Here is an 18,038-nt window from a genome sequence, read left to right as displayed (position 1 = left end):
AATTCTATAAAAATCAGCTCTTGTACATTTTTACAGGTTTTCTATGCACTTTTATGACGAACTTCATGATAATGATTAAGTACAAAAAGGATGCTAAAGCATAAGGCAGAAAAGAAGAACAAGGTAAGCATAAAAGGCACAGACGAAAGGGTGCTTTGATTATTGGAGTATCCTAAAATATATTTCAGGAAATTCGCAAAGTGTATTTTTGCTGAGTCGCCTCCTAATTGGATAAGGGTAGCAATGATGATTGGTAGAGCCATAGCCAACAATAAGATAATTATTTTCTTGAGACCTGTAAACATATCATTGAAAGTACCTACGAGTAAACCAAAAGATGAGAAAAAGAAAATCACCATAAAAAGGAGGAGGATATTTAGGAGGGGATTATCATTATAATAAAAACCTTTAGATGTAATCATTGTCGATAAATCAAGACTAGAGAATGAGATCTTTGATAGGGAAAAGACTAATATTGAAGTAATAAACGAGGTTAAACTAATGGTAGACAAGTTTACTAAGAAAATATCAAGGCGACTTAGGCCATTTTGGATAAAGAACTTAAAGTCTGCACCTCCCCCAATAAATGAAATAATAATTGAAAAAAAGATTATGGGAAAGAGAACATCTGCTGATAAACCAGTTTCACTTCCGGAAAACCAAATTCCTATTATTGGAAAAGCAATGCCAAATAAAATCCACCAAACAAAGAAAATACCTAAGGAGATAACTTGTTTTAAAAGTTTATATTCAACTGCTGTTTTATACTTCATTTACTTTACCTTCTTTCTGCTTGTTACTTTTTTAAAATAATCTTGTAAGTTCATAGGAGTTACTTTAATATTTCCTAAATTTTTTCTTGTCAGATTTCCTTTGATATAAACAGTTGTTGCTCCACCAAGTAATTCTTTATCTAGTACTTGAACATTGTCAAGAAGTGCTTCGACTTCATCAGTGGAACCAGATAAAATATATGCTCCCTTCAGCATAACTTCGACATCTTCATCAGCGATCACTTTACCCTTATCTAAGATGATGACACGTTCAAGAAGGTTGGATATTTCTTCGATTAAATGAGTGGAAATCACAAATGTTCGGAGTCTATCTTGATACGTTTCCAGTAAAAAATTATAAAAGATTTCACGGTGATTTGCATCTAAACCTAAAACAGGCTCATCCAGAAAGATATAGTCACAGGGAACACATAAAGCAACAATTAATTTTGTAATACTTCGATAACCTGTAGATAATTTATTCAGGTACTTGCTAGAATCAAGTTCAAACTCTTCTAACATTTGATGGGCCAAATCCCAGTCAAAACTTCCATAAAATTTTTCTGTTAACTTAAATAAAGAATTTATCTTTATTTTAGAAGGATATAAGTCATCTTCGCTCATCAAATAAAGTTTGTTCAAATATTTTTCATTGTCAGATATTTTTTCACCTAAAAGCTCAATTTGGCCTGTAGTACTGAAAATTCGGTTATTTATTATATTCAATAAGGTACTTTTTCCAGCACCATTATTTCCTAACAAACCATATATTTTTTGAGGCTCTATATTAATAGAGATATTATCTAAAACATTTTTTTTGCCATAAATTTTACTGACTTCTTTTATTCTTAAGTTCATTTTGTATAACCTCTCTCTATTAAATTTATCAATTGTTCTTGAGAAATATCGAGCTTCTGGGCTTCTTCTAAAATATTCAATAGTTTATGATTAATAAATTCTGTTTTTCTTTTTTCTAGAAGAGCTTGTTGAGCTCCTGATTTCACAAACATTCCGAGTCCTCTTTTCTTTTCAATTAAGTTTTCCTCCACTAACTTATTCATTCCTTTTAAGATTGTTGCTGGATTTATTTTATACATTTTAGAAATTTCTGTAGTAGAAGGTATTTGTGTTTCTTCTTTGTAAGACCCATTGAAAATCCCTTCTGATATCTCCTCAGCTACTTGCTGATATAAGGGCGCTTCCCCTTCAAAATCAAATTTCATATCTCCTCCTTTCTGTTTGTTGGTTAATTACTTATGTAACTAAGTATATATCTTGTAATTTGAATTGTCAACCCTTAAAAAAACATCTTGTATTAAAAAATAACCGCTATCCCTTGCATATCGCAGATTCCCAGTACTTCCGTCTTAAAATAATTTATGATAGAATAGGAGTATCATTGCGATTAAAGAAATATTTAGAAGAAGGTATAATAATTGATTACATTAAAATCTCAACGTGAAATAGATCAGATGGATCGTGCTGGGTCCCTATTGGCAAGTATTCATATCGGTTTACGTGATTTGATCAAACCCGGAATTGATATGTGGGAAATTGAAGAATATGTCCGTAAAGTTTGCAAGGAAAACAATACTTTGCCCCTCCAAATCGGTGTAGACGGCTCGATTATGGATTATCCTTATGCTACTTGTTGTTCACTTAATGATGAAGTAGCCCATAGCTTTCCACGCCACATGAAATTAAAAGATGGAGACCTTATTAAAGTTGATATGGTTTTAGGTATGGTTGAAGATGGTTCAGTAGATGTAGCAAAACTGGATTTTGACAATGTACCTGAGATGAAAAAATATACGGAAGGCTTCAGTGGAGCTATTGCGGACAGTTGTTGGGCTTACGCTGTAGGAACTCCTTCAGAAGAAGTTAAAAATCTCATGGATGTGACACGCGAATGTCTTTACCTTGGGATTGAACAAGCTGTAGTAGGAAACCGTATCGGTGATATAGGTGCAGCCATCCAAGAATATGCAGAAAGTCGTGGTTACGGTGTAGTACGTGACCTTGTAGGACATGGCATGGGTCCAACTTTCCATGAAGACCCTTTGGTTCCTCACTATGGTAAAGCGGGACGTGGTTTACGTTTGCGTGAAGGTATGGTTTTGACTATTGAGCCAATGATTTCGACAGGTACTTGGGAAATCGATACAGATATGGAAACAGGCTGGATGCATAAAACTTTAGATGGCGGTTTGTCATGTCAGTATGAACATCAGTTTGTTATCACTAAAGATGGCCCTGTTATATTGACAAGTCAAGGAGAAGAAGGCACCTACTAAGATGTTAGAAGGTTGTGTGCATTAAAAAGAGAGGAGAAAATTAAGAATGAAAGCTCTTTTTAAACGAGTTTCAACTTGGCAACCTTTGAAAGACTTTATTAACTTTTACAAAAGTTCCGAATTGTCTTTATCGAGTATTGCCGTTGCTTATTATCTGCTTTTGTCTATTTTTCCTTTACTTTTGATTTTGGCAAACTTGCTTCCCTTTTTAAATCTTGATACGGATTTGATTTTGGACGTGCTTCAGGATCAGGTGCCGCCTCAGATTTATGAAATGAGTGTTGGTTTCATCCGAAATATATTAGAAAATCCTAGCACGGGTTTGTTATCAGTCTCAGTTTTAGCTGGTTTTTGGACGTTTTCCAGAGCCTTGGCTACCTTGCAAATGGCGATAAACAAAGCTTATGAAGTTTCGCAACATCGCGACTTCATTCTCAGTCGGATTATTGGATTGGTTGTCGGTTTAGGACTAATGATTTTGTTATCTTTAACTATTCTGATTTCAACATTTGGCCAGGTAACATTGACCTTTATTCACGATCATATCTTTGCATTTGATAATAGCCTGTATAGAACGCTGCAAACAGCTACCTTACCAGTAGTCATCATTGTTGTCTTTGTTTCTTTGGTTTTACTTTATTTTGTATTGCCAAATGTGAAAATACACAAACTGCGCTATATTATGCCAGGAACTATTTTTTCAACCTTAGTTTTTGTTGCTCTACCTAACTTTTTTGGTGTATACCTAGGACGTGCTCTTAGTCAGATGCGAGACTTCAAGTTGGTTGGATCCTTGCTTATCTTTGGTTTGATGATTTGGTTTATTTTTATTGCCAAAGTCTTAATTATAGGAGCAGTTTTAAACGCTACGTATCAGAAAAAATATTTTGGACAAATTGAAACGCGCCGGGGAGAAATCGTTGGCTTTATCAAGGATATTAGAAAATAAATAATAAAAACTCCGCTGTTTTGAACAGGGAGTTTTTATAGTTTCTTAAGCTTTTTTTCGGAAAACAATTAATTTTGAATAGAAGTAATTCAAAACAATATTGAGGACTTGAATGACGAGCGAGAGGGCCAGGACAACGACAGGCTTTTTCAAATGTAGTAAATCCATCAAAATCTCGGGATGGGTGTCAATAAACCACCATTTGAGTATGATAGCCAGTAACATGAAGAAGAGACGGCCAGCTGCAAAGTTGATGAAGTCACGGAAAAGATGAGTAGACTTGTGTTTGAAAACCCAAATTTTGTTAGTAAAAAAAGCAAAGATGATGCTGACAATTTGTCCAATTGCTTCTGAAATAGCGCCGGCATTGATTCCGGGATGATTAAGCAGATAAAAGCTCGACTGCATAAAGACATAATAAACAAGTGTAGTCAAGACACCAAAGACCAAATATACAAATGCTTCGGTCTTCGCAAAGTTTTTTATTTTTTCCATAGCACCTCATTTTACCAAATTTATAATTTTTTTGCTAGATAATCTAGTGATTGTCTTGACACTATTTACTTGAATATTTCTTAACTGAGGAGTGGCTGAAATTATGAATTAATTAATGATTTTTGATTTATTTTCTGACAGGCGCGATGCGATTTTTTCTTGTAAGCTATCAATATCAGCTTGAGGTCTTCGCTTCCAGTTATTTATTTCTGCAATAATTTTTAAAGGAGACGTTGAGCGATAGGAACGTGTCGGATTTCCCGGGAATTTCTTGTCGGTCACATTTGGATCGTTTTCATAAGGACCAGTTGGCTCAACGAGGTAGACGTGAGCGTTTCCGTCGCCCGCTGCCATTTGCGCAGCAAAACCAGCACCATCTTTCAATGCTGTAAAATAAATATGATTCATCACTACACGCGCATCATAGTTAGATACAAAACCAGCCTTTAGTAAATCGCCCACTTTTAACTCGGCCTTTGTCCCATGATAAAAAGGGCCTTCATCTAAGACTTTGTTCATTTTTTTATTTCCTTTCTTCAAATATAGGATAGCTGAAAATATTTTTTAAAATAGAGATTTGGCTATCAGTCCAATAATTATAAAAACAAGAATAAACATAGCCAAACTAGCAACTCCAGAAAGAATGAGCATACTTTTTTGATAGATAGAAAACTTGGGAAAGTCTTTTCTAAAGGCAATAAATAAGTTGATTGTAGCAAAAAATGAAACAAACGAGAATAAAGCAAAAAAGCTCATAATACTTCCTTTCACGAAGTTGGTAGGGCGCGGAACTCCATTAGCTCCATAATGTATTATACAGGATAATACTTGTTTTTTCTCTTGATAAGCCAATTCAGACAAATTTTTACTACCCGTGAGCCAATGTAGGACAAGTAACGTCCTTTTAGAAGTAATACCCCCCTGAACAAAAGATTATTCTATATTGCGTAAAGCATATTTGACCTTGATTAATGTGTATGATATAGTTAAACTATGTTAAAATCAAGATTTTATTCTTTTATGTTTGGGACAATTATTGAAGCATGGATTTTCTCCATCGCCTTTTTTGAGGATCAATGGTTTTGGCTCCTTATCGCTAGTTTTCTTTTAGGCCGTAGAATTTATGTGGCTTACAAGGTAGACAAGTTTGTGAAACTCAGCAATATCAAGTAATGGCTCAGGTCATTACTTTTTTGTACGCTTGAAAGAAAGGTGTTCTTTACTGTTTTTTGATATAATAAGTGGAGAAAAGACGATAGGAGACGGTTATGCCAGTTACAGTACAAGATCTCATAAAAAAAATAAAATTTAATGTGATCTACTCGACAGAAACAGCACTTCAAAAAGAAATTACGACTTCAGATATTTTACGACCAGGTTTAGAAATGTCTGGGTATTTTGAATATTTCACACCAGAACGTATCCAGCTGTTTGGTATGAAGGAATGGTCATATATGATGAATGAAGTGGGCGATGCCCGCTATGACATTCTCAAAAAGGTTATGGCAGAAATAACTCCAGTAGTTATTGTAGCCCGGAATTTGGAAATTCCAGAGGAGATGGTTAATGCCGCCCGTAAACATGATATCGTTCTCCTTCAATCGCGTGAAACAACCAGTCGCTTAAACAGTATATTAACCTCATATCTTGATGAACAGCTGGCCGAGCGCGTGAGTGTCCATGGTGTATTGATGGATATTTATGGTGTCGGTGTTTTGATTCAAGGTGCCAGTGGTATTGGTAAATCTGAAACGGCATTGGACTTAGTAGCCCGCAATCACCGTTTGGTAGCAGATGACCGTGTAGATGTTTTTCAAAGAGATGCCTTTACTTTAGCTGGCGAGCCTGCTCCTGTTTTGCAGAACTTTTTAGAGCTCCGTGGTGTTGGTATAATTGATGTGATGAGTTTGTATGGGGCGCGTGCTGTAAAAGATCAAACCGATATTGATTTGACAATCTATCTTGAACCTTATGAGGTAGGTGGTGAGTTTGATCGCTTAGGTAATGGTGTTAAAAATATTGTTCTTGCTGAAGTTGAAGTACCACAGATTAAAATTCCCGTGAAAACAGGACGTAATGTTTCCACAATCATTGAAGCTGCGGTTATGAACTATCGGGCGAAAGATATGGGTTATGATGCAACAGCACTTTTTGAAGACCGCTTGACGCATCTCATTGAGAATAACAGCTAAGGAGTTTATCGTGAACTATTTTCCAAGTTTGGCTATGAATAAAATAGCTTTTGAGCTGGGCCCCTTTTCTATCCACTGGTATGCTATTTTTATCGTGACCGGTGCAGCTCTTGGTGTGTGGCTGGCTTGTAAGGAAGCACCTCGCCGTGGTTTAACTCCGGATGACGTGATTGATTTTATCCTTTGGGCTTTTCCTATCGGACTAATCGGAGTTCGAGCCTACTATGTCGCTTTTGAGTGGGGATATTATAGCCAGCACCCGAGCGAAATTATTGCCCTGTGGGATGGCGGAGGCGCTATCTATGGTGGTTTGATAGCTGGAGCTATCGTTTTATTTGTTTTTTCTTATTATCGAATGATTAATCCTTTAGATCTTTTAGATATCAGCATCCCAGGTGTCCTTATCGGACAGGCTTTTGGGCGCTGGGGAAATTTTGTCAACCAAGAAGCATACGGCAATGCAGTAAACAACCTCAATTATCTACCTTCATTTATTCGAGAGCAGATGTTTATTGATGGGGCTTACCGTATTCCAACATTCTTATATGAAAGCATTGGGACCTTTTCAGGATTTTTGATTATTATACTTTTCCGTCATCGTATTCCAGGACTTAAACGAGGGGAAATTTTTGCTTTTTATCTTATCTGGTATGGAGCTGTGCGTTTTATCGTAGAAGGCATGCGGACAGACAGTTTGATGCTGGGTATATTTAGAGTATCTCAAGTTTTCTCTGCTGTAATGATACTTGCAGGTATTGCTTTTGTTTTAATTAGAAGATTGAAAAAAATTGATTAAAAATATAAACAATGAAAGTACTTTTGTAGAAAGGTGCTTTTTATTATTGCAGATCCAAATTTATAGGGAAACTAAAAGATATAATCAAGGTTAGGAACAGCTTTTTTATCTTATTAATATCACTCCGAAAATTTATGGCTAAATTATTTTCTAAAAAATATTAATTTTGCTATAATAAAGTAAAATTACCGTTTAAAATTAAGCGGTTTCGGAGGTGAATATGGGAGAAATTAGTGTACAAAATGTAGCTTGGCTGATTATTGCAATTGCTTTTGCGGTTTTAGTTATTTTCATAATTGTACTTTTAAACAAGGTTTCAAAAATTATCGAAGAAGCAAATCGTACGGTAAAATTAGTGTCAAGCGATGTGGATGTCTTACTCCATCAAGCTGATGGACTAATGGCAAAAGCCAATGTTCTTTTGGAAGATGTTAATGGCAAAGTAGCAACGATTGATCCGCTATTTGTAGCTGTAGCTGAACTTTCTGAAAGTGTAACTGCAGTGAACAAGAGCAGTCGTGGCATGGTTGAGCGTTTCTCAAAAAAATCAGGAACCGTGGGCCGTTCAGCTTCAACTTTAGTATTGGCTAAAACAGCGAATAAATTCTTAAAGAGAAAAAAGAAAGTGGAGGATAAATAATATGTCTAAAAAATCAGGATTTTTGGCGGGTGCTTTGATTGGTGCCGCAGCAGCTCTGTTTTTCGCCCCTAAAAAAGGAAGCGAAATGCGTGAAGACGCGAGCAAAATGTATGATGACTTCAAGGACGATCCAGAAGCCGCAATTAATAATTTGCGTGACCTTTCAGCGGATAAGTTCAACGATATTAAAGAACGCTTTGACTCAGGCGAAATCTCAGCAGATTCTGCAAAAGAGTACTTGACAAGCAAGCGTGATTTGATTAAAGAAAAAGTTGACTCAGGTGAACTTTCTAAAGAGTCCGTAATTGAATTTTTCAATAGCACACGTGATGCGATTGTAGATAAAATCAATCAAGCTAAAGAAGGTACAGAAGAGCTTTTTGATGAAAATGAATCAGAAATTACTGATGAAGTAGTCGAAAAAACAGCAGAATTTAAAGAAAAACTGAACGACAATGTTGATAAAGCAGTCGATAAAGCTGAAGAAGTTAAGGATGACACTGAAACAGCAATCGATGAAAACGTTGATTTTGGTGAAATTTCTGAAGAAGCAGAAAAACTTGAAAAAAAAGCGAAGGACCTTTCAGAAACAGAATGGTAAAAATAAAGCTGTCTGAGGACAGTTTTTATTTTTGTAAAAGTTTTACAGTGTTTAAATAAGCTTTTGTAAAGAAATTGCGTTATAATAGTTCTATCAAAAATTAAAAATCGGAGGATTTATAATGACTCAAGCTAACTTTGGCGTAGTCGGTATGGCCGTAATGGGGAAAAACTTAGCCCTCAATGTTGAATCACGTGGATATACGGTAGCCCTTTTTAACCGTACGACTGCAAAGACTGAAGAAGTTGTAGCGGAACATCCAGACAAAAATTTTGTTTTGACTAAAACAATTGAAGAATTTGTAGCTGCGATTGAAAAACCACGTCGTATCATGCTCATGGTACAAGCTGGGCCAGCAACAGATGCAACAATCCAATCGCTTTTACCACATTTGGATGAAGGTGACATCTTGATTGATGGCGGAAATACACATTTCCCCGATACAATGCGTCGTAATGCAGAACTCGCAGACTCTGGGATTAACTTTATCGGTACAGGTGTTTCAGGAGGCGAAAAAGGTGCGCTTGAAGGTCCTTCAATCATGCCTGGTGGTCAAAAAGAAGCTTATGATTTGATTGCTCCAATCTTTGAACAAATCGCAGGTAAAGCACCACAAGATGGTAAACCATGTGTGGCTTATATGGGCCCTAATGGTGCAGGTCACTATGTAAAAATGGTCCACAATGGTATCGAGTATGGAGATATGCAACTTATTGCAGAATCTTATGACCTTTTGAAACGCATACTTGGTCTTGATAACGCTGAAATCCAATCTATCTTTGAAGAGTGGAATGAAGGGGAGTTGGACAGCTACCTTATCGAAATTACAAAAGAAGTTCTTAAGCGTAAAGATGACCAAGGAACAGACGGTTATATCATCGACAAGATTCTTGATAAAGCAGGAAACAAAGGTACAGGTAAATGGACGTCACAAAGTTCGCTTGACCTTGGCGTGCCATTGCCATTGATTACTGAATCAGTTTTTGCACGCTTCATCTCAACTTACAAAGATGAGCGTGTTAAGGCAAGCACTGTCTTATCAGGACCGGAAGCAACATTCTCAGGCGATAAATCTGAAATTGTTGAAAAAATCCGTCAAGCACTTTACTTCTCAAAAATCATGAGTTACGCACAAGGTTTCGCTCAACTGCGTCAAGCTTCTAAAGAATACGATTGGGACCTTCCTTATGGTACAATCGCGCAAATCTGGCGTGCAGGATGTATCATCCGTGCCGAATTCTTGCAAAACATCACAGATGCTTTTGACAAAGATGCTAACCTTGAAAATCTTCTTTTGGATGAGTATTTCATCGATATCACAAAACGCTACCAAGCTGCAGTACGTGATGTAGTAAGCCTTGCTGTACAAGCAGGTATTCCAGTACCAACTTTCACAAGTGCAATCAGCTATTATGACAGCTATCGCTCAGCAAACTTGCCAGCTAATTTGATTCAAGCACAACGTGACTACTTCGGCGCACATACATACGAACGTACAGACATGGATGGAATCTTCCACTATGATTGGTATACAGAAGACTAATCGTAAGCCTCGCTGAGCTTTCCGCTCAGTCTCCGTTCGCTGTGCTCACTGCGCTGTCCACTCTTTCTAAGCGCTAAAGCGCCAAGAAAAGTGGCACTTCGGCACACATACATACGAACGTACAGACATGGATGGGATCTTCCACTATGATTGGTATACAGAAGACTAATCGTAAGCCTCGCTAAGCTTTCCGCTCAGTCTCCGTTCGCTGTGCTCACTGCGCTATCCACTCTTTCTAAGCGCTAAAGCGCCAAGAAAAGTGGCACTTCGGCGCACATACATACGAACGTACAGACATGGAAGGTATCTTCCACTACGACTGGTACACAGAAGACTAATCGTGCCTCGCTGAGCTTTCCGCTCAGTCTCCGTTCGCTGTGCTCACTGCGTTGACCACTCTTTCTAAGCGCTGAAGCGCCAAGAAAAGTGGCACTTCGGCGCACATACATACGAACGTACAGACATGGATGGAATCTTCCACTATGACTGGTATACAGAGGATTAATCTCAAATAAATTTACTAAACTTCTTACCAAAGTAACTTGGGAAGGAGTTTTTTTGTTATTTCTATGTAAAAAAGTGGGATTTATGTGTTTGTAACATGTTAAAAACTCCATTCTTTGACAAATCTTAACAATTCAATCGAAAAAACTTAGAACTCCTTTGTTAAACTATGCTTATAGTAATCACAAAGGAGTTTTTATGTTACGCAAGAATAAGGCGAGAAAAAGAAAAGATTATTTAGTCATTCTACCTTTAATTTTAATCATCATTGCCGTTTTAGGATTTCATTCATTTTATAATCGACCTATTGCAGAGACTTCGGCTGCTCGAAAGTCTGTAGTGCAACAAGAAGTCGTAAAGCAAGAAAAAGTAACGACTGAAACGGTTAATCTCTCAGATATTGTAGACACAAAAAATTTGCAGCTGGTTAATAGTGACTATGCTTTTGATTCCGCAGAAGTAGGACAAAGTTTAGCGAGCAGTAGCAATGGACTTCTGCTGAGAGCAGATGTATTATCCGCTGTTTCTGGTCTTCTCAACGACACACGAAATACAGTAGGTGGGGAGCTTGTTCTTAATAGTGGCTATCGAAGTGCTGATGAACAGAGTCAACTTTATCTTAATACAGCTGACAAGTCGTATGTTCAAAAACCAGGTCATAGTGAACATGAAACAGCTTTAGCTGCGGATATTGCTATCCAAAACGTAGCGAATGTTGAAAATTCACCACAATCAAAATACCTAATTGAAAATGCTTGGAAATATGGTTTTATCTTGCGCTATCCAGGAGATAAAACTCAGGTAACGGGTATTACAAATGAACCTTGGCATTTTCGCTATGTGGGAAAGATTCATGCACAGTACATGTCGGAACACCACCTTGTCCTTGAAGAATATATAAATATGCTCAAAAAGAGCGGCGGCTATAATTTTAATAAAGATGGGCAGAGCTATACAGTTCGTTATGAGATTCCTACGAACAATCAATTGCAGATTCCACATGATGAAGAATATGAAATTTCGAGTGATAATACTGGCGGATACGTGATTACCAGCTGGAAAGAGACGGAATAGAAATGAATCTGAGCATAGAAGAAAAAATGATAAAATAGAAGAGAGGAAGGGCTTGAAGAAAGACTATGGTTTATACAGTTTTAGTATGTGATGATGATAAAGACATCCAAAATGCTTTGAAAATATATATGGAACAAGATGATTATAAGGTTTTATTAGCCAGTAACGGAAAAGAAGCATTGGAAGTAATCTCTCAAAATGAAGTCCACTTACTTTTGCTTGATGTGATGATGCCTGTTTTGGATGGGATTTCTACAGCTGTGAAGATACGTGAAACTTCTAATCTTCCCATAATCTTTTTGTCTGCCAAATCAGAAGATACAGACCGCATTCTGGGATTAAAAATGGGTGCTGATGATTATGTCAGTAAACCTTTTAATCCAATAGAATTATTAGCGCGTGTAGATGCCGCTTTACGTCGGTATGCGCGTTTTGGTGGTTTAGAGAATCAGAAGTTAACAAAGTCTGTGACAGAAAATAATTATCAGAATGGCGGTTTAGTGCTTGATACACAACAAAAGAAAGCAACGATTGACGGACGAGCGATTACTTTGACAGCTATAGAATATAAGATTTTACATCTCTTGATTACACACTTGGACCAAGTTTTTAGCTCGGATAAAATTTATGAAAAAGTTTGGGAAGAACCAGCCTTTCAGGCAAGTAAAACAGTTTCGGTACATATCCGACACTTGCGCGAAAAGATTGAGATAAATCCAAAAAATCCTCAATATATTAAAGTTATTTATGGTCTGGGATACAAAATGGTGAAAATAAAATGAAAAAAATAATGCGGTCTAACCTCACCAAAATTCTGAGTATATTTTTGGCTTTTATTTTTGTGCAGAGCTTTTTACGTCATATAAGTACAACCTATAATTATTATTTGGCAACTTTTTGGGGAGATTTTCTCAAATTTAATTTTATTATTTCAGCTTTACTGAGCTTGCTCTTTCTCTTGATTTTTGTGTTTTCAATAATATGGAGCGAGCGAACACAGAAAGTGAAAAATAGTATCACACAGATGGATTTTTCCTTGTTACTGTTTTTGGTTTTCTTTAGCTTTTTTATAACTTATAATTTACTGAGAAACTATGGCTCAGGCTCTCTCACCTTTATTCTTTCCTTACTCACCATGCTTATCTCAGCTATGGGGTGCTGGGAAGTTATTATGCGGATTAAAGAAGGAAATTTTCAATTTCAATGGAGGAAATTTTTTAAGAGAATGTCTGCCAGAACAAGTCTTATACTCGCAATGATTCTGCCTCTGATAGGAATTGCCCTTTATTTTTTGATATCTATTCTTCTATGGTTTATTATCCCTGTGATGAGAGTGGATAGTGGCCTGGTTGTGCGCATTCCCAATAATTACACCATTTTTAATGACCCACTCATTTCCATTTCGATGGCAATTTTATTTGTGTCTCTGACTTTTTTAATGGATTTTATCTTACAAGAGGACCGAAACTACGAGCAAGCCAACCAAGAAAAACTTCGTGCGGAACGCTTTAAAGCTGAGCTGATTACGAATATGTCTCATGACATGAAGACCCCTTTAACGAGTCTCATTAGCTATGTTGATTTGCTAAAAAATCTCCCAATAGAAACTCCTAAGTTTAAAGAATATACGGAGGTTCTAGAACGAAAATCACTTCGTTTAAAACATCTGATTACGGATTTGCTTGAAGCTTCAAAGATTGGGACAGGCAATGTTCAGCTAAATTTGGAACAAGTAGATGTGACAGAAATGCTGGGACAAATTGCTGGAGAGTTTGAGGATGATTTTCTAGAAAAGCAACTTACACTTATTCTTCGCTTAGCAGACAACCCCTGTTTTTTAAACATAGACAGTGAGCACTTCTATAGAGTTATTGAAAATGTTTTGGGAAATAGTTTGAAATACAGCCTTGAAAAAACGCGCGTCTTTCTTGAGGTTAAGGAAAAAGATGAACAAGTATATATCTATATAAAAAACACATCCAAAGATCCTATAGAGATAGAAAGCTCAGAACTCACAGAGCAATTTATCCGTGGAGATCGTGCACGTTTTCAGGAAGGGCATGGTTTAGGTTTATACATTTCTAAAAACTTAGTTGAACTTATGGGAGGTCAATTTGAAGTAGAAGTTACGGGTGACTTATTCGTTGCTAAACTGACCTTTAGTAATAACTATAAAAATAAAGCCATCCAAGAAGGATGACTTTATTTTTTGCAAAGATAGATTACTTGCCACTCAATCCATCTGTGATATGATCAATGTTCCATTTCAACATATCATAGTAGGTATCTCCTTCTTGGCCTTTATCCGCCAGTGAATCCGTAAAGATTTTTGAGTAAATATTTACACCAGTTTGTCTTGCTACGGACTCCATAGTTTTTGGAGAAACGCTGGTCTCGACAAAAAGGGCTTTTACATCTTTGTCTTTGACGATATTATTTATTCGTGTCATTTGAGAAGGTGTCCCTTGATTATCGGTATTAATTTCCCATATATATTCAGCGGTTAGGCCGTATTGTTGAGCGAAGTATTTAAAAGCACCTTCACTTGTGACTAAGATACGGTCTTGCTCAGGAATCGTCGCTATTTTTTGCTTTGCTTCAGTATCTAGCTTTTGTAACTTATCGGTGTATGTTTTGAGATTCTTTTGGTAGGCATCTTTATTTTGAGGGTCTTTCTTTGAAAGCTCTTTTTCGATGTTTTGGGCATAGGTAATCCCATTCTGAATATTAAGCCACGCATGTGGGTCTTCTTCGCTTTCCTTACCTTTTTCACTTAAGGAAATTGGTGTGACACCTTGACTTACCATGAAGCTGTTCTCTTCTTTACGGCTATTTTTAATCAGCTTATCAAACCAACCTTTTCCTGTCTCAAGATTGAGGCCGTTGTAAAAGACAAGATCAGCCTTTTCCACGGCTTGAGTGTCTTTGGGTTTAGGATCATACAAGTGCGGGTCTGTTCCCCGTGGAACCATACTATACACATCCACATGCTCTTTTCCAACATTTTCAACAATATCAGCGATGATGGAATAAGTGGTCACAACTTTCAGCTTGTTTGAGGAATCTTTTGTTTCTTTTTTAGACGTACAAGCGGTGAGGAGCAAGAGAAGCGAGGCTAAGAGAGCGACATAGGAGAGTCGTCTGAGTTTCATATTTAATTTCCTTTCTGAGTATAGCGGATAAATTCATTTCTTGGACTGAGAAAAAACGAGAAGGCAAAAGTGAGTGCACCAACAATAACAATGGTTGCGCTTGTGGGTAAGTCGTATTGGAAACTAAGGAGGACTCCAATTATCCCGAAGAGTACACCTAAAAGAGAAGATAGAGCAATCATCCGTGGAAGGGTATTTACCCACAAATAAGAGATAGAAGCAGGAATAATCAACATGGCAACCACGAGTACAATTCCGACTTGTGATAAGGCCGAAATTGTAAACAGTGTGAGAAGAATCATCAAGAGATAGTGATAAAAGGTATTATTCAAACCATAAGCTTTAGACATTGTAGGATCAAAAGAAGTGATTAAAAGTTCTTTGAAGAAGAGTTTCACAATAATCACAACGACAAGCAGTAAGATAAAAGATTGCAAGAGTTCGTGTGGTGTGACTGCCAAAATATTCCCAAAGAGAATATGATTCAAATCAACCCCACTCTCTGCTTTAGTGATTAGAATAATCCCCAAAGCAAAGAAACTACTCAGAATAATCCCAATCGAAGCGTCGGTTTTTAAATTACTATGCTTAATGATGAACTGAATTAGAATAGCTCCCAAAATCCCTGATAGGGTTGCTCCAATCAATACATTTATACCTAACATATAAGAAATAGCAACACCTGGCAAGACAGCATGCGATAAGGCATCGCCCATGAGGGACAGACGTCGAAGGACAATGAAACTTCCTAAAATTCCTGAAATAATTCCAAGCAAGATAGAAGCGATAAAGGCACTCAGCATAGTTACACTGAGTCCCGTAAGATCAGAAAGTGAAAAAAGAATATTCATTTTGTTTCAGACCTCGCTTTCTTTTATGACGATATCACCTAAGGAATCCCCATAGGCTTTTTGAAGATTATCATTTGTAAAACTTTCTGCAGTGTAGTTTGCACTGATTAATGTTTTATTGAGAATAACCAGATAGTCAAAATATTCTTTTACGTTATGAAGATTATGGTGGACGATGATTATTGTCTTTCCAGCTTGACGCAATTCTTCAAGAATTTTGACAATAATCTTTTCACTGACCATGTCGATACCAACAAAAGGCTCGTCTAAAAAATAAAAGTCCGCTTCTTGTGCTAAAGCGCGTGCGATAAAGACGCGCTGAAGCTGTCCTCCAGATAAAGCACTTATTTGTCTATCTTTAAATTCATCAAGTCCCAAGCGATGCAAAGCTTGACTCGCTTTTTCTTTTTCCTTTTTACGGGGTTTTTGAAAAAGTTTCAAGTTGGGATAAGTCCCAGTCAGCACAGTGTCAAAAACGGTGATAGGAAAGCTCAGATCAATCTCACTACGTTGTGCGACATAAGCAATCTTTCTTTTGAGATCTTTGACAGGTGTATCGTTAATTGTTACGGTACCAGATTTGGTAGGAACCATTTCTAAGATACTTTTCATTAACGTTGATTTTCCAGCGCCATTAGGGCCGATGATGCCCGTACAAGTTCCTAGAGGAACCTGCAAGGATATATGATCTAAGGCTGTATTACCTTTATATTCGACGGATAAATTTTGAATGTTTAACATTTTTTTCCCTTGTTTTTAAAGTTCACAGTGAGCTACTGTTGGCGCCCAAGATTCCCTTGGTGTCGATAGCATTTTTTGAGTTTTGAAAATTTGGGTACAATAAAAAGAGCAGTTTATACTGAATTAAGTTTCGCTGCTTAGCATATTTTAGCTTTCCTTCTGTAAGTATTGTTTTTCTTCCTGCTCTGTAATTAGCATCTAGATGGAAGGGCAATAAATAAAAAATGAAAAAAGTTTAGTCGTAAGTCTAGGTAAGTAATATTTTACAGGGTAAGCTACAAAAAGTCAAACGTTTTGTGGGTGAGCCTATAAATAGAAGAAAAAAACCAAGGGTAACCTTGGTTTTTAGTAAGTAAATATATTATAGGCTTTTAAGTTTACCTCGAAACTCATCAATGGACTTATAGCCTTTCTTGTCCATGATTTCTTGTAATTCGTTACTGATTCGGGTGAAAATCGCTGGGCCTTCTTTGTGCAAGGCCGTACCGATTTGTAACATAGTAGCTCCGCAGAGTAGATGTTCAAAAGCATCTTGTCCTGTTTCGATACCCCCAGTACCGATGATTTGAATCTCTGGTTTAAGACGTGTGTAGAACGCACGCACATTCGCTAAAGCAGTAGGTTTGATATATTGACCACCGATACCACCAAAACCTTCTTTAGGTTTAATCACTACGGATTCTTCCTCAGCATCAATGAAAAGGGCATTGCCAATGCTGTTGACAGAGTTAACATAAGTCAGTGGAAACTTATTGAGTATTTCTGCCATTTGGTCGAAATGAACCAAATCAAAGTAAGGTGGGAGTTTTACACCGAGAGGTTTATCAAAGAGAGTAAAAACTTTTTCCAAAAGTTCTTCTGTAGCTTGAAAGTCATAGGCAAGTTGCGGTTTACCTGGGACATTTGGACATGAAAGGTTAAGCTCTGTGATACCAGAAAAACGACTTTCTTGGATAGCTTTTAACATTTCGATATTTTCTTCTTTACTCATCCCAGCGATTGAGAAAAAAATAGGTGAGTCTTGATTCTCTTGTACTTCTAAAACATAATCTAAATAATAGTGAAAGCCTAAGTTAGGAAGTCCCATAGAGTTAATACTGCCTAACTCGAGATCGACATAACGAGGAGAAGGGTTACCTTCTCTTTTTTCTAGGGTTGAACTTTTTGTAATGTATGCACCAGCATCAGATTTTTCTAAGTCTTTCAAATCCTCAATGGTCATACAGTGAACGCCAGAAGCATTCATAAAAGGGTTGGAAAATTTAGCGTTAGCAAAAGTTGTTTCTTGTTTCAAGTCTCTAGAACCTCTTTCATAATTTTTACTATTTTACCATTATGAGTTGATATGTCAAATTATTTATATAGAAATTTGAAAATAAGCTGAAAAGTATTTTATTTTTCTTTTTATCTATTATGTGTTACTATATAGTTGT

The 18,038-nt window shown here is 36.8% G+C and carries 20 protein-coding genes; 11 read left to right on the top strand and 9 right to left on the bottom strand.

The features are described from left to right. Window positions 1-41: 41 nt before the first annotated feature. From I6G50_RS06115 to I6G50_RS06105, 3 genes are read right to left on the bottom strand one after another with little or no spacing between them, the layout of a single operon-like run. Window positions 42-773: an ABC transporter permease gene (locus tag I6G50_RS06115; RefSeq protein WP_197908254.1), complete on the bottom strand. Its 732-nt coding sequence runs from the start codon at window positions 771-773 to the stop codon at window positions 42-44. Then, window positions 774-1,631: an ATP-binding cassette domain-containing protein gene (locus I6G50_RS06110; RefSeq protein WP_197908253.1), complete on the bottom strand. Its 858-nt coding sequence runs from the start codon at window positions 1,629-1,631 to the stop codon at window positions 774-776. It lies immediately after the preceding gene. Next, a complete protein-coding gene (locus I6G50_RS06105; protein WP_003136658.1) occupies window positions 1,628-1,996 on the bottom strand; it encodes a GntR family transcriptional regulator in 369 nt (122 codons plus the stop codon). Before I6G50_RS06105 ends, I6G50_RS06110 begins: the two co-directional genes overlap by 4 nt. 213 nt (window positions 1,997-2,209) lie before the next feature. Here I6G50_RS06105 and I6G50_RS06100 point away from each other — a divergent pair, with 213 nt between their 5' ends. After that, entirely contained in the window at window positions 2,210-3,067 is an 858-nt protein-coding gene (locus I6G50_RS06100) for a methionyl aminopeptidase (RefSeq protein ID WP_003136659.1), read from the top strand. Between the two features lie 46 nt (window positions 3,068-3,113). Beyond that, window positions 3,114-4,016 (top strand): YihY/virulence factor BrkB family protein, encoded by a 903-nt coding sequence (locus tag I6G50_RS06095; RefSeq protein ID WP_197908252.1) that lies wholly within the window; start codon window positions 3,114-3,116, stop codon window positions 4,014-4,016. A 45-nt stretch (window positions 4,017-4,061) separates the two neighbouring features. Here I6G50_RS06095 and I6G50_RS06090 read toward each other — a convergent pair whose 3' ends face one another. Together I6G50_RS06090 and arr are read right to left on the bottom strand one after the other, a co-directional pair. Continuing rightward, complete coding sequence (locus tag I6G50_RS06090) at window positions 4,062-4,511, bottom strand: GtrA family protein (RefSeq protein ID WP_197908251.1); 450 nt, start codon at window positions 4,509-4,511, stop codon at window positions 4,062-4,064. A 108-nt stretch (window positions 4,512-4,619) separates the two neighbouring features. Further along, on the bottom strand, window positions 4,620-5,030 hold the full coding sequence (gene arr, locus I6G50_RS06085; protein WP_003136663.1) for an NAD(+)--rifampin ADP-ribosyltransferase: 411 nt from the start codon (window positions 5,028-5,030) through the stop codon (window positions 4,620-4,622). Between the two features lie 474 nt (window positions 5,031-5,504). On the opposite strand from arr, the gene I6G50_RS06080 reads away from it, so the two are divergent. From I6G50_RS06080 to I6G50_RS06040, 9 genes are all read left to right on the top strand, one after another. Next, a complete protein-coding gene (locus I6G50_RS06080; protein WP_081015743.1) occupies window positions 5,505-5,684 on the top strand; it encodes a hypothetical protein in 180 nt (59 codons plus the stop codon). Window positions 5,685-5,779: 95 nt separating this feature from the next. Continuing rightward, window positions 5,780-6,703 carry an HPr(Ser) kinase/phosphatase gene (hprK, locus tag I6G50_RS06075; RefSeq protein WP_003136666.1) on the top strand — a complete coding sequence of 308 codons (924 nt, stop codon included), beginning with the start codon at window positions 5,780-5,782 and terminating at the stop codon, window positions 6,701-6,703. Window positions 6,704-6,737: 34 nt separating this feature from the next. Next, window positions 6,738-7,499 carry a prolipoprotein diacylglyceryl transferase gene (lgt, locus tag I6G50_RS06070; protein WP_420028277.1) on the top strand — a complete coding sequence of 254 codons (762 nt, stop codon included), beginning with the start codon at window positions 6,738-6,740 and terminating at the stop codon, window positions 7,497-7,499. 220 nt (window positions 7,500-7,719) lie between these two features. Then, window positions 7,720-8,139, top strand: coding sequence for a DUF948 domain-containing protein (locus I6G50_RS06065; protein ID WP_003136668.1), 420 nt, complete (start codon window positions 7,720-7,722; stop codon window positions 8,137-8,139). Window position 8,140: 1 nt separating this feature from the next. Next, entirely contained in the window at window positions 8,141-8,740 is a 600-nt protein-coding gene (locus I6G50_RS06060) for a YtxH domain-containing protein (RefSeq protein ID WP_081166027.1), read from the top strand. A gap of 121 nt (window positions 8,741-8,861) precedes the next feature. After that, window positions 8,862-10,283: an NADP-dependent phosphogluconate dehydrogenase gene (gene gndA, locus I6G50_RS06055; protein WP_197908250.1), complete on the top strand. Its 1,422-nt coding sequence runs from the start codon at window positions 8,862-8,864 to the stop codon at window positions 10,281-10,283. A gap of 702 nt (window positions 10,284-10,985) precedes the next feature. Then, a complete protein-coding gene (locus I6G50_RS06050; protein ID WP_197908249.1) occupies window positions 10,986-11,861 on the top strand; it encodes a M15 family metallopeptidase in 876 nt (291 codons plus the stop codon). Between the two features lie 65 nt (window positions 11,862-11,926). Next, window positions 11,927-12,643: a response regulator transcription factor gene (locus I6G50_RS06045; RefSeq protein ID WP_003136673.1), complete on the top strand. Its 717-nt coding sequence runs from the start codon at window positions 11,927-11,929 to the stop codon at window positions 12,641-12,643. A 443-nt stretch (window positions 12,644-13,086) separates the two neighbouring features. Next, entirely contained in the window at window positions 13,087-14,061 is a 975-nt protein-coding gene (locus I6G50_RS06040; protein ID WP_197908248.1) for a sensor histidine kinase, read from the top strand. Between the two features lie 22 nt (window positions 14,062-14,083). On the opposite strand, the gene I6G50_RS06035 is transcribed toward I6G50_RS06040, so the two are convergent. The 4 genes from I6G50_RS06035 to I6G50_RS06020 form a co-directional block, all read right to left on the bottom strand. After that, on the bottom strand, window positions 14,084-15,013 hold the full coding sequence (locus I6G50_RS06035) for a metal ABC transporter substrate-binding protein (RefSeq protein WP_197908247.1): 930 nt from the start codon (window positions 15,011-15,013) through the stop codon (window positions 14,084-14,086). A gap of 2 nt (window positions 15,014-15,015) precedes the next feature. Beyond that, window positions 15,016-15,864, bottom strand: a complete 849-nt coding sequence (locus tag I6G50_RS06030) for a metal ABC transporter permease (RefSeq protein WP_197908246.1) — start codon at window positions 15,862-15,864, stop codon at window positions 15,016-15,018. Between the two features lie 6 nt (window positions 15,865-15,870). After that, window positions 15,871-16,605 (bottom strand): metal ABC transporter ATP-binding protein, encoded by a 735-nt coding sequence (locus tag I6G50_RS06025; RefSeq protein WP_197908245.1) that lies wholly within the window; start codon window positions 16,603-16,605, stop codon window positions 15,871-15,873. A 361-nt stretch (window positions 16,606-16,966) separates the two neighbouring features. Next, on the bottom strand, window positions 16,967-17,899 hold the full coding sequence (locus I6G50_RS06020; protein WP_081166051.1) for a dihydroorotate oxidase: 933 nt from the start codon (window positions 17,897-17,899) through the stop codon (window positions 16,967-16,969). Between the last annotated feature and the right edge of the window lie 139 nt (window positions 17,900-18,038).

This window comes from Lactococcus garvieae (assembly GCF_016027715.1).
In the GTDB taxonomy this organism is placed as follows: Bacteria; Bacillota; Bacilli; order Lactobacillales; family Streptococcaceae; genus Lactococcus; species Lactococcus garvieae_A.
The sequence above is the reverse complement of the archived record's forward strand: the minus strand, read 5'-3'. Positions and strand labels throughout refer to the sequence as shown.

Excerpts from the sequence above, each read along its gene's own strand:
- lgt (WP_420028277.1), top strand. The coding sequence starts at position 6,738 with ATGAATAAAATAGCTTTTGAGCTGGGCCCCTTTTCTATCCACTGGTAT.
- I6G50_RS06040 (WP_197908248.1), top strand. The coding sequence starts at position 13,087 with ATGTCTGCCAGAACAAGTCTTATACTCGCAATGATTCTGCCTCTGATA.
- I6G50_RS06080 (WP_081015743.1), top strand. The coding sequence starts at position 5,505 with ATGTTAAAATCAAGATTTTATTCTTTTATGTTTGGGACAATTATTGAA.
- gndA (WP_197908250.1), top strand. The coding sequence starts at position 8,862 with ATGACTCAAGCTAACTTTGGCGTAGTCGGTATGGCCGTAATGGGGAAA.
- I6G50_RS06105 (WP_003136658.1), bottom strand. The coding sequence starts at position 1,996 with ATGAAATTTGATTTTGAAGGGGAAGCGCCCTTATATCAGCAAGTAGCT.
- I6G50_RS06045 (WP_003136673.1), top strand. The coding sequence starts at position 11,927 with ATGGTTTATACAGTTTTAGTATGTGATGATGATAAAGACATCCAAAAT.
- I6G50_RS06060 (WP_081166027.1), top strand. The coding sequence starts at position 8,141 with ATGTCTAAAAAATCAGGATTTTTGGCGGGTGCTTTGATTGGTGCCGCA.
- I6G50_RS06110 (WP_197908253.1), bottom strand. The coding sequence starts at position 1,631 with ATGAACTTAAGAATAAAAGAAGTCAGTAAAATTTATGGCAAAAAAAAT.
- I6G50_RS06090 (WP_197908251.1), bottom strand. The coding sequence starts at position 4,511 with ATGGAAAAAATAAAAAACTTTGCGAAGACCGAAGCATTTGTATATTTG.
- I6G50_RS06095 (WP_197908252.1), top strand. The coding sequence starts at position 3,114 with ATGAAAGCTCTTTTTAAACGAGTTTCAACTTGGCAACCTTTGAAAGAC.
- I6G50_RS06030 (WP_197908246.1), bottom strand. The coding sequence starts at position 15,864 with ATGAATATTCTTTTTTCACTTTCTGATCTTACGGGACTCAGTGTAACT.
- I6G50_RS06050 (WP_197908249.1), top strand. The coding sequence starts at position 10,986 with ATGTTACGCAAGAATAAGGCGAGAAAAAGAAAAGATTATTTAGTCATT.
- hprK (WP_003136666.1), top strand. The coding sequence starts at position 5,780 with ATGCCAGTTACAGTACAAGATCTCATAAAAAAAATAAAATTTAATGTG.
- I6G50_RS06035 (WP_197908247.1), bottom strand. The coding sequence starts at position 15,013 with ATGAAACTCAGACGACTCTCCTATGTCGCTCTCTTAGCCTCGCTTCTC.
- I6G50_RS06065 (WP_003136668.1), top strand. The coding sequence starts at position 7,720 with ATGGGAGAAATTAGTGTACAAAATGTAGCTTGGCTGATTATTGCAATT.
- I6G50_RS06115 (WP_197908254.1), bottom strand. The coding sequence starts at position 773 with ATGAAGTATAAAACAGCAGTTGAATATAAACTTTTAAAACAAGTTATC.
- I6G50_RS06025 (WP_197908245.1), bottom strand. The coding sequence starts at position 16,605 with ATGTTAAACATTCAAAATTTATCCGTCGAATATAAAGGTAATACAGCC.
- arr (WP_003136663.1), bottom strand. The coding sequence starts at position 5,030 with ATGAACAAAGTCTTAGATGAAGGCCCTTTTTATCATGGGACAAAGGCC.